The sequence below is a fragment of the Paludibacter sp. genome (assembly GCF_009712605.1).
GTDB lineage: Bacteria > Bacteroidota > Bacteroidia > Bacteroidales > Paludibacteraceae > Microbacter.
In genome coordinates this window covers 21,146-32,107 of sequence record NZ_WASO01000003.1, presented here as the reverse complement: position 1 = coordinate 32,107, position 10,962 = coordinate 21,146, and the positions used below count along the sequence as shown (strand labels likewise).

At 44.3% G+C, this 10,962-nt stretch carries 12 protein-coding genes; 8 read left to right on the top strand and 4 right to left on the bottom strand.

Annotated elements, in window-relative coordinates; genetic code table 11:
- Positions 1–2 precede the first annotated feature (2 nt).
- On the top strand, positions 3–1,433 hold the full coding sequence (locus F8N35_RS04340) for a redoxin domain-containing protein (RefSeq protein WP_293050133.1): 1,431 nt from the start codon (positions 3–5) through the stop codon (positions 1,431–1,433).
- Positions 1,434–1,470: 37 nt separating this feature from the next.
- Here the strand turns inward: F8N35_RS04340 and proB are convergent, their stop codons facing one another.
- Entirely contained in the window at positions 1,471–2,556 is a 1,086-nt protein-coding gene (gene proB, locus F8N35_RS04335; RefSeq protein WP_293050132.1) for a glutamate 5-kinase, read from the bottom strand.
- 210 nt (positions 2,557–2,766) lie between these two features.
- Here proB and F8N35_RS04330 point away from each other — a divergent pair, with 210 nt between their 5' ends.
- The 5 genes from F8N35_RS04330 to F8N35_RS04310 all read left to right on the top strand — a co-directional run bounded on the left by F8N35_RS04330 (position 2,767) and on the right by F8N35_RS04310 (position 6,583).
- The gene (locus F8N35_RS04330; protein ID WP_293050131.1) at positions 2,767–3,108 is read left to right on the top strand and encodes a CidA/LrgA family protein; all 342 of its coding nucleotides are present in this window, start codon (positions 2,767–2,769) and stop codon (positions 3,106–3,108) included.
- Complete coding sequence (locus F8N35_RS04325) at positions 3,101–3,802, top strand: LrgB family protein (RefSeq protein WP_293050130.1); 702 nt, start codon at positions 3,101–3,103, stop codon at positions 3,800–3,802. Before F8N35_RS04330 ends, F8N35_RS04325 begins: the two co-directional genes overlap by 8 nt.
- A 40-nt stretch (positions 3,803–3,842) precedes the next feature.
- Positions 3,843–4,988 carry a glycosyltransferase gene (locus F8N35_RS04320; RefSeq protein WP_293050129.1) on the top strand — a complete coding sequence of 382 codons (1,146 nt, stop codon included), beginning with the start codon at positions 3,843–3,845 and terminating at the stop codon, positions 4,986–4,988.
- A gap of 151 nt (positions 4,989–5,139) precedes the next feature.
- Positions 5,140–5,751 carry an L-threonylcarbamoyladenylate synthase gene (locus F8N35_RS04315; protein WP_293050128.1) on the top strand — a complete coding sequence of 204 codons (612 nt, stop codon included), beginning with the start codon at positions 5,140–5,142 and terminating at the stop codon, positions 5,749–5,751.
- Positions 5,752–5,845: 94 nt separating this feature from the next.
- Entirely contained in the window at positions 5,846–6,583 is a 738-nt protein-coding gene (locus F8N35_RS04310; protein ID WP_293050127.1) for a shikimate dehydrogenase, read from the top strand.
- Between the two features lie 79 nt (positions 6,584–6,662).
- Here the strand turns inward: F8N35_RS04310 and F8N35_RS04305 are convergent, their stop codons facing one another.
- Both F8N35_RS04305 and F8N35_RS04300 read right to left on the bottom strand, forming a co-directional pair.
- Positions 6,663–7,184 (bottom strand): ferritin, encoded by a 522-nt coding sequence (locus F8N35_RS04305; protein ID WP_293050126.1) that lies wholly within the window; start codon positions 7,182–7,184, stop codon positions 6,663–6,665.
- Between the two features lie 27 nt (positions 7,185–7,211).
- Positions 7,212–7,790, bottom strand: coding sequence for a superoxide dismutase (locus tag F8N35_RS04300; protein WP_293050125.1), 579 nt, complete (start codon positions 7,788–7,790; stop codon positions 7,212–7,214).
- Between the two features lie 381 nt (positions 7,791–8,171).
- Between F8N35_RS04300 and ribB the strand changes: the two genes are divergently transcribed.
- Both ribB and F8N35_RS04290 read left to right on the top strand, forming a co-directional pair.
- Positions 8,172–8,795 carry a 3,4-dihydroxy-2-butanone-4-phosphate synthase gene (gene ribB / locus F8N35_RS04295; protein WP_293050124.1) on the top strand — a complete coding sequence of 208 codons (624 nt, stop codon included), beginning with the start codon at positions 8,172–8,174 and terminating at the stop codon, positions 8,793–8,795.
- A gap of 5 nt (positions 8,796–8,800) precedes the next feature.
- Complete coding sequence (locus F8N35_RS04290; protein WP_293050123.1) at positions 8,801–9,574, top strand: DeoR/GlpR family DNA-binding transcription regulator; 774 nt, start codon at positions 8,801–8,803, stop codon at positions 9,572–9,574.
- Positions 9,575–9,808: 234 nt separating this feature from the next.
- Here F8N35_RS04290 and buk read toward each other — a convergent pair whose 3' ends face one another.
- The gene (gene buk / locus F8N35_RS04285) at positions 9,809–10,882 is read right to left on the bottom strand and encodes a butyrate kinase (RefSeq protein ID WP_293050122.1); all 1,074 of its coding nucleotides are present in this window, start codon (positions 10,880–10,882) and stop codon (positions 9,809–9,811) included.
- Positions 10,883–10,962 lie beyond the last annotated feature (80 nt).

Sequence of the window (10,962 nt, the reverse complement as noted above, 5' to 3'; positions counted from 1 at the left end):
CTATGCTTTATAAAAACAGTATTATTTCATTTTTGTTTCTAATTGCCGGCCAATTTGCAGGTGCGTCTCAAGATGTGAATATCAAAATTCATGTCAATAGTGTATTCGATACCAAAATCAGCTTACTTCCGCTTGCCGGAGCCAAAGCGTATAAACCCGTTGTCGAAACAGGAAATGTAAAAAACGGAGAATCAACAATCATTTTAATTCCAAAGGATTATTTACCAGGTCAATTTGTACTGCGATTCGATTACCGGGATAAAGAGTCCAGTACTCCCTACCCTTCCGAAAAATATTTTTTTGCCAACGAACAGAGTATAGAGCTTTGGGTAAATCCGAAAGCTATCGGCAAACCAGACAGTACCTATTTTCAAAAAGGAGAATTGGAAAATAGTCTCTATGACTCTTTTATGAAAGACAACTCTAAAAAAAGAGAGCAGGTTGTCTTATTGCAGAATTTCCTTTTGTCCTATGACCAACCCCACTCTGAATTTTTTAAAATGGGAACTAAAGAATTCGAAGCCCGTAGAAATTCTTACAATAAATGGATTGATGAACTAACTGCACAGCATAGCGAAACATTTGTATCTAAAACATTCGGATTTCAGAAAGTGCAGCCAATCAACTGGAATGGGACAGAAACAGAAAGAGTCAACAGTTTTATCAGTCACTACTTTGACGAAAGTGATTTTCAGGATCCTCTGATAATCAAAACACCTGACATAAAAGACTGGATGAACAAGTATGTAAATCTCTATGGAGCAATGGCAACTAACGTGGCTCTCCGTGATTCTTTGTTCACTTTGGCCGGAAAAATGGCTATCGAGAAAGCCAAAAACGGACACCCTTTGGTGTATGGTTGGATGGTTGATTATTTTTATAAAGGATATGAAGGCTTCAATATTTCAAAAGGGATGCAAATGTTGCAGCCTTATCTCGAAGATCCTCGTTGTCTGACATCCAAGCGATTGGAAATTGAGCGGCGCCTTCAGGGTATTGAAACGATTCGTCCGGGAGCAGTCGCGCCTGATTTCATGACTACCGACGCGACAGGAAAACAGATATCTTTCCTCAACTACAAAACTAACTCAAAATATAAACTGGTTCTGTTTTGGTCAGCCGATTGCCAGCACTGTAAAGAGTTGATGCAAAAACTCTATCCCTGGTATTTGCAGGTTGGTGGTAAACGTCTGATGGAAGTTTTTGCCATCAGTGTGGATTATACCGCAACTGAAATCAAAGCATGGGAAGAAGCAAAACCAAAACTGGCAGGATGGAAACACAGTAAAGCTGAAGGAGGTATCAACAGCCCCGAAGCTAATGCTTACTTCATTTTATCAACCCCGGTGATGATTTTGGTCGATGCAAAAACAAATAAAATAGTGGCGTTGCCCGAAAAAGTAGAAGATCTGGAAAAAGCAATCGCTCAATAATACAAAAAAAGGCTCCCTGTTGGGAGCCTTTATCATGTTAGTCTAAACTCATGTAATCGTAATGGATAAAAGGCTTGTGCCCCTTTTTACCGACGAACTTTCGCGCTGAAGCAGAGTCGTATTGAACCTTCCCCACCCCAATCGTGCGACCGCTTTCGCCAATGATCTTTACAATATCACCTTCTTCAAACTCACCTTCAATGCGCGAAATACCGACAGGCAGAAGGCTGCTGGCTTTCGATTCGTCAAGCAGCGCCTCTTCTGCTCCGGCGTTTACATAAACAACACCTTTGGCGAAATCTTCGCTGTGCGCAATCCACTTTTTCACGCTAGAAATTTCTTTTTCGCTGGGAACAAATAAGGTACATACCGTGGTTTCCGGCTTTTTAAGCAAGTCGAGCAGAATATTCTCTTTCTTTCCGTTGCCTATCATTACCGCAATACCTTCGGCGGCTACCTTTTGAGCAATGGCACATTTGGTATGCATTCCTCCCCGCCCGAGGGTCGACTTCTGATCAGAGATGTAGTCGTCCATATCCTGCTGGCCGGGAAGTATTTGCCGGATAACATGAGAGGCCGGATCCGACGGATTGCCGTTGTAGATCCCATCCACATTGCTGAGAATAATCAATGCATCCACGTCCATCATCGTTGCCATCAAACCCGATAGTTCGTCATTATCAGTAAACATCAATTCGGTGATGGAAGTCGTATCATTTTCATTTACAATGGGAATCACCTTATTTTCGAGCATCACACTGATGCAGTTTTTCTGGTTCAAATAAAGCGAACGGCTCCCAAAATTTTCCTTTGTGGTAAGAATTTGTCCGCAGGCAATGCCCTGTTCACGAAAAAGTTCGTAATAGCGATTAATCAGTTTGGCCTGTCCCACAGCAGAAAACAGCTGTCGTGCTGAAACGGCATCCAGTTTTTTGTGCGGCTTAACCTCGCTTCGTCCAGAGGCTACAGCTCCGGAAGAGATCAAAATTATCTCTGCACCGGCTTTATGCAATACAGAAATCTGATCGACAATGGCAGAAACCCGCGTAACATCCAACCGCCCATCGGGACGAGTCAACACGTTACTGCCTACTTTTACCGCTATACGTTTGTACTTTATCATATTGTTTGCTCTTTAAGGGCCTGAGTAAACTTTTTATTTCTATTTATTCTGCAAAGTAACAAAATATTACGTCAACTCCGAAATCAGGGAAACGCTTTTCGGCAGATTGTATGTATCTTTGCAACCGCAAAACAAACAAGTTGTTTTGTATTATCCGCCTTAATTTCTACCATAAAATCCTTCATATTTATTCTATTAATTTTCAGACTTATGGCAGGGATTTTCATTCTTTTATTCTACTATTTTCTGGGAACATTGGTTGCCTATCTTATTGGCAATTTTATCCCGGGAAGCATCATGGGCATGTTGTTGCTCTTTCTTTCATTGGTTTTTAAGATCATCAAACCGGAGCAAGTGCGCAAGTCAGCCACTTTTTTTCTGGACAACATGATGCTGTTTTTCATTCCGCTTGGCGTTGGTCTGGTAGCATCTTATGCCCTGATTGGCAAATTTTTAACGGCAATTACCATTGCGTCGGCCGTCAGCACTGTGCTGGTGCTTGTCGTTGTGGCACTGATCGCTCAAAAGATGGAGGGAAAGAAAGATGCATAACCTCATTCATTCCCAACTGTTTTTACTGACGTTTACCATTGGTGTCTATGTGGTTGCTTTGTGGAGCTACCGCAAAACAAAGATAATGTTGCTGCATCCGCTGATCACTTCCTTACTGGTTATCATTGCCGGAATCAAGACCGCCGATATTCCCTATCAGGAGTATGCCGAAGCAACAAAAATCATTGACTTTATGCTTGGCCTTTCAGTAGTGGCGTTGGGTTATCTGCTTTACGAACAAATGACTCACATGAAAGGTAACATCACTGCTATGGTGACCGCTATTTTAGTGGGTAGCGTGGTAGGGATCGTAAGTGTAATCCTCATTGCCAAAGCTTTAGGTGCGGATCCACGCATTGTTGCCTCGCTCGAACCGAAATCCATCACCACTCCCATTGCCGTTACGGTTTGTGCCCATTCGGGCGGCATCCCCGCCCTGACGGCCATTGTAGTGATTCTTGTCGGCATTTTCGGAGCAGTTATCGGGCCGTTTGTTCTTAAAAAACTGGGCATTGAAAGCAAACTGGCACGCGGACTGGCACTTGGTTCGGCCGCACATGCCGTAGGAACCGCCCGTGCCATGGAGCTTGGTGCTGTGGAAGGCGCCATCAGCGGACTGGCCATCGGATTAATGGGAGTAGTCACTGCCGTAATGGTTCCCGTTATTGAAGCCATCATGCGGTTTTTCGAATAAATAGCGTAACTTTGTTGCTCATAACAACATAACTGATACTATGAACAAAATCACCATACTTGGAACAGCTTATCCTTACCGTGGAGGAATAGCTTCGTTCAATGAAATGCTGGCTCGTACTTTCCTCAAAAAAGGGAAACAGGTGAACGTAAAAACCTTTACCGTACAGTATCCCAATTTTCTATTCCCCGGCAAAACGCAATACTCCGAATCGGTAGCACCGGAAGGCATCGACATCGAACGCTGTGTAAATTCGGTCAATCCGTTCAACTGGATACGTATGGGTCTGCGCATCCGAAAAGAACGTCCCGATATGGTACTGGTAAAATACTGGACACCTTTTCTGGCTCCCTGCCTCGGAACTATCTGTTATCTTGCAAAAAGCAACAAACATACCCGCATCCTGTCGCAACTCGACAATGTGGTGCCGCACGAAGCTCACTTTTTCGATTCATGGCTGACACACTATTTTGTCCGTTCCGTCGACGGGTTTGTCTACATGTCGCAGCAGGTAAAACAGGATCTCGATAAATTCACGACCTCCAAACCGGCACTTTTCTCTCCGCATCCGGTATTTGCCAACTTCGGGGAACGCATGGAACGAAAAGAAGCCATTACCCACCTGAATCTTTCGGAAGATACACAATACCTGCTTTTCTTCGGCATTATCCGGGACTACAAAGGGCTCGACCTGTTGATTGACGCATGGAAACTATTGAAAGATAAAGGGCTGACAAAAGGAAAGAAAGTGATTGTTGCCGGCGAATACTACAACAATAAAGAAAAATATACCGCTCAAATTGAAGCACTTGGACTTCAGAATGATATTTTGGTTCACGATTCCTTTATCCGCGACGACGAAGTGAAATATTACTTCTCGGCTGTCGATGTGGTGGTACAACCCTATAAAGATGCAACCCAAAGCGGTGTAACACAGATTGCCTACCAGTTCTCGGTTCCGATGATTGTTACCAACGTGGGCGGACTGGCAGAAATTGTTTCCGACGGACGCTCGGGTTTTGTTGCCGAATCTTCACCCGAAAGCATTGCCGCAGCAATTGAGAAATTCTATACCATCGGGGGTGCTCCGCATTTTGCAGAAACGATTGCCGAAGAACGCAAGCGTTTTACCTGGGAAGCTATGACGGAGCAATTTGAGGTACTCTATAAACAGGTGAATCAATAAAGTGTCAATGAAATTTGATTAACCACAAAGTTCACGAAGGATGTCACCAAAAACACTAAGTTTTCTTTATCTATTTTGTGATGCACTTTGCCTCCTTTATGGTAAAGCTCCCAAATCGTAAATCGTCAATGAAAAAATTGTAAATAACCTTATGCTACTGAAAATCTACCCTGAAAATCCCAACCCAAAAGCCGTGGAACAAGCCGTGGAGGTATTGAAAAACGGCGGCGTTATTATCTACCCTACCGATACCGTGTATGCCTTCGGATGTGACATTTTCCAGGCCCGGGCGGTAGAAAAAATCTGCAAATTCCGTAACCTTGACCCGAGCAAAGCGCATTTGTCAATCGTTTGCTCTGATCTGAGCCACCTCAGCGAATTTGCCAAGGTCGACAACAATACTTTTAAACTGATGAAACGTTTATTGCCCGGCCCGTTTACTTTTATCCTGAACCGTAGCAACAAACTACCCAAGTTGTTCAAAGAACGGTCGGAAGTCGGTATTCGTGTTCCGGACAACAATATCACTATAGAACTGGTAAAGGCTTTGGGCAACCCTATTCTTTCTGCCTCTCTTCGTGACGACGACGATGATGTGCTTGAATATCTGACCGATCCCGAACTGATGTGCGAAAAGTACATTTATGAAGTGGATATGGTAATCGATGGTGGTTTCGGAAATATCAAACCATCTACCGTTATCGACTGCACAGGTGAAGAACCCGAAATTGTCCGCCAGGGGAAAGGTAAAGTGGAATTATAACATAGAAGAAAGATCAAAGAATAAAGAACAAAGATTGAAATTTGAGAATGCCTTTCATCCTCCAATTCTCCAATCTTCAAATCCCCAAATCATTATGCTGCTTTTCGGATTAATAGGGCACCCGCTGGGTCATTCGTTTTCAAAGAAATATTTTACCGAGAAATTTGAACGCGAAGGCATTGATGCCGCCTACGAATTGTTCGACATCGACGATATTGCCTTGTTGCCGGAGGTGCTGAAAGACGAACGTCTCATCGGCCTCAACGTAACCATTCCCTACAAGGAGCAGGTAATTCCGTTCCTTGACGCACTCGACGAACGGGCAGCTGAAATCGGCGCCGTCAACGTGATCCGCATTGTACGCGACGGAGAACACATCCTGCTCACAGGCAGCAACTCCGACGTGGTGGGCTTTCGCGAAACGATCCGCCCCATGCTCAAGCCTCATCACAAAAAGGCGCTTGTACTGGGAACCGGTGGTGCTTCCAAAGCCGTTATTTATGGATTGAAAGAACTGAACATTTCCTCGACGCTGGTCTCTCGTTCTCCCCTCAAGGATGGTCTAACTTACGACCAGTTGAATGAAGAGATTATGAATGAGTACACGGTGATTGTCAACGCTTCGCCGGTGGGCACCTTCCCGCACGACGACGAAGCTCCGGCTATTCCGTACGAGCTTGTCACCCCCGATCATTTGCTCTACGACCTGGTGTACAATCCTCCCCTCACCCGCTTTTTAGCTCTGGGGCAAGAAAAAGGTGCTGCCATCAAAAACGGACTGGAAATGCTGGAAGGTCAGGCCGTGGAGGCCTGGGAGATCTGGAACAGATAAAAAACTCCCACAGATACGATTTTAATCTGCGGGAGTTAACCTATGAGTAAAGATACATGCTAAACCGACCCTGAGTGCATCACGCGTTAGTGCCGGTTTGTGTGCTATCTACAAATACACGGGCAGCCAGTTCTTTGTCGAGAGAGTAAATGGCATAACCGTTGTCTTTTACCAGCTTCAGAGTATCGACAATAGCTTTCGCATTTGCTTCTTCTTCTACCTGCTCGTCAATAAACCAACGCAGCATACTCAGAGTGGCATGGTCTTTTTCTGCTACAGCGGTATCTGCCAGATGGTTGATACGAGCGGTCACTTTCTGTTCGTGTTCCATCGTTTCTTCAAAAACGCTCAACACCGAATCCCAGTTTGTCGGTACTTCTTTGATAGGCTGAACCACTGCCTTGCCGCCACGTTCAATCACGTAGTTGAAAAATTTGATGGCATGAGTGGTCTCTTCCTGATACTGAACATACATCCAGTGAGCAAATCCCGGCAATCCCAAATCGGAAAAATGAGCCGACATGGAGAGATAGAGTTGAGCCGACCAGAATTCGTAATTGATTTGGTCGTTGATTTCCTTTTCTAACAGTTTGCTAAGCATAATTCGTTGGTTTTTATCGGTTGGTTATTAGTACCGTTTTTCTACCACCGACCAGTCGACCAATTCCCAGAAGGTTGCCACAAAATCAGCGCGACGATTCTGGTAATCAACATAGTACGAGTGTTCCCACACGTCGCAGGTAAGCACAGGGATCAAGCCTTTCTTCAGCGGATTGCCTGCATTGCTTTCCTGAACGATTTCGAGCGAACCGTCTTCTTTTTTTACCAGCCATGCCCATCCCGAGCCAAACAATGTAACTGCGGCTTTTGTGAATTGTTCTTTGAAAGCGTCGAATGAGCCAAAGCTTTTATCGATAGCGGCTGCCAGAGCTCCCGAAGGTTTCGAGGCGGCAGGTTTCGGGGCAAATTGCCAGAAAAAGAAAGTATGGTTCCATACCTGAGCGCCGTTATTAAAAATGGGGCCTTCGGCTTTCTTTACAATTTCCTCGAGCGAAGCTTCTTCAAACGGTGTGCCCGGAATCAACCCGTTCAGGTTGTTGATATATGTCTGCACATGTTTCCCCCAGTGGAGGTTAACGGTTGTTTCACTCATTTTTGGTGCTAATGCGTCTGCTGCATATGGCAGTGCCTGTAATTCGTATTTCATCGTTGAAAATATTAATAGTTAGTAATTTACCACCTGGTCAACAGTTCAAAATTCGTTGAACTTCAATCGGTCAGTCTTTATTTTTTATCGATATCAGTACGTGTTAAAATCTGATTGTGATTGCAAATATAATGCGGAAATCTTCGGATTATACTTTTATAGAAATAAATATGAATATTGATAAAATCTATATCAACCCTCGTTCTCCTTATTTTTAATAATAACATGAAAATTAAAGAAGTTTCATGTTCGCCGGACAAAAAACAATACAATTTGATATATAACAAGTTATTGGACTCATCAAAAGCTGTTCAGTCAAAAGCAAGAAACCGGGTTTCGGTAAATAAACCGTATCTTTGCATACTAAATACAATCGCCGATATGTCACTGCCGCTGAATACAGTAGAAGAGGTCATCGAAGATATAAAACAAGGTAAAATTGTGTTGGTTTTTGATGATGTTGCCCGCGAAAATGAAGGAGATTTTATTGCCGCAGCCGAGTTGGCAACCCCGGAAATCATCAATTTTATGGCTAAATATGGAAGAGGCCTTATTTGTGCAGCTCTTACAGAAGAACGCTGTAAGGAATTGCAACTGGACAGAATGGTGCAAAGCAACACAGCTTTAATGATCACCAACTTTACGGTATCCGTCGACCTGAAAGGGCATGGTTGCACTACCGGCATTTCAGCCTACGACCGTGCAATGACAGTCAATGCTCTTGTGGATGTCAATACCAAACCCGAAGATCTGGCGCGTCCGGGACATATATTTCCACTCATTGCTCATGCTGATGGCGTTTTGGGAAGAATGGGACACACCGAAGCCTCGGTGGATTTACCCCGTCTTGCAGGTTTGAAACCTGCCGGCGTGTTAGTAGAAGTAATGAACGACGATGGCACAATGGCACGCTGGGATGACCTTGTAGAAGTTGCTAAGCAACACTCCGTAAAATTGATATCCATTACCCAGATCAAAGAATACAGAAATTATCTTCAAAAGTAACCAATATGCTCCCAAACCAACGACGCGAAAAAATACTGGAACTTATTCGGGAAAAAGGTCATGCTAAAGTAATAGATCTGAGCCGTATATTTAAAGTAACAGAGGTAACTATACGTCAGGATCTTGAACGAATGGAGAAGGAAAACATTATCGTTCGCGAACATGGTGGAGCCTACCTGAAAGATAACGATTCGAATATTCGCACTTTCAACCTGCAAAACCAGGATAATATTGCCGAAAAAATAGCCATTGCCCGCAAAGCCGTAGAATTCATTGCCGACGGCGACACTATCATACTCGACTCGGGATCAACTACGACAGAAATTGCAAAACTGTTAACGAACTACCGAAATCTCACTGTCATTACCAATGCACTGAATATTGCTCTTATCCTAGGAGCGCAAATGGGCATTACCGTGATTGTCACCGGAGGCGAATTCAAGGCCCCCACTCTTTCGCTAACCGGGCAAAAAGCCGCTGATTTTTTTCAAAGCCTGCATGTAGACAAGCTCTTTTTAGCCACTGCAGGTATCGCCTTGAAGTCGGGTTTAACTTATCCGGGGATTAGCGACATTTGTGTAAAGAGAGCCATGATCGATTCGGTCAATGAAACATTTCTGGTTGCCGACTCCTCTAAAATAGGTAAAAGTTCGTTTGCCAGTCTGGGTGCATTGTCATTAATCAACTATCTGATTACCGACTCCAAAATTACGGCAGACGACATCAAATGGCTGAAAAACAACGATGTTAAGTTCGTAATTGCTGAAGCAGAAGAATAGCAGACATTATACCGTTTAAGACTGTTCTTAATTTTCGCATTTGACCTCTCCCCTAGCACCTCTCCCGAAGAGAGGGGGAAAATCTGCAAAATAAATGAATTCTAAATATTTCACTGCCTTACTCCTCCACCCCTTGGGGGAGGAGGTTGGGTCAGACGATAAATATCTGACTCCGACACGAAGTCGTCGTGAGAGGAGAGGTCGGCACTTGAAATTGATATAATATTAATTGCTTCAGGTATAAACCTTAACAGGAGCTCCGCGCAATACGGCCAGTCCGTTCATTGCAAGTGCTCCCATTTCATCTTCGCCCGGATAAACCTTCACCGGAGCTATAAACGAAACCCGACGGGTGATATCATCCACGATATAGCTACAATAGGCAATTCCTCCGGTCAACAGGATAGCATCCACTTTCCCTTCAAGAACCGTTGCCATAGCGCCAATTTCCTTTGCAACATTGTAAGCCATCGCATCCATCACCAACTTTGCCTTCGGGTCATTTTCCTGCAATGCACGATGTTCGACTTTGCGCATGTCACTGGTTCCCATCAGCGACATTACACCGCCTTTGCCGTTAATCATCTGCTTAACATCGTCTAGCATATATTCGCCACTAAAACAAAGCTTTGCGACATCCACCGCCGGTAGCTGGCCCGAACGGTTGGACGAAAAAGGTCCTGATCCGCTAATGCCATCGTTTACGTCGATGACCCGCCCGCGTTGATGAGCACCTACCGTTACGCCTCCTCCCAAATGGGCAACCACCAGATTCAGTTCTTCATACGGTTTATCTACCGATTTGGCATACAAACGACTGATGGCCTTATGATTTAGTGCATGAAACATTGACTTGCGATGAAAGAGAGCGTGTCCCAGGACCCGGGCTACATCTGTCATTTCATCTACCACCACCGGATCGGCGATAAAAGCACGGGCACCCGGAATGTCGGCAACCATTGCTTCAGCCAACAAGCCTCCAAGACTACTGGCATGTTCTCCCTGAATACCCAGCACCAAATCTTCATGCAACCGGGCATTCATCTCATAAACCCCCGATTCTACAGGTTTCACCATGCCACCCCGCCCCACTATCGCATTAAGCGATTGCAGGTCGACACCAGCCTTTTCGAGCGCATTCAGTATCAGATTTTTTCTGAATTCGAACTGGTCGTTTACCTTTTTGAAGTGCCTCAGCTCTTCGGAAGTATGGTCAATATTTAACGTAAACACGCAATGCTCGTCCTGGTAGAGCGCAATTTTGGTAGAAGTTGATCCAGGATTGATGGACAAAATATTGTATGACATAATTAATTGAAAATCAATTAATATATTCGTCCACAAAGAGAAGAAAATTTGCACAAAAGTTCTCTTTTGTACGCCTATAT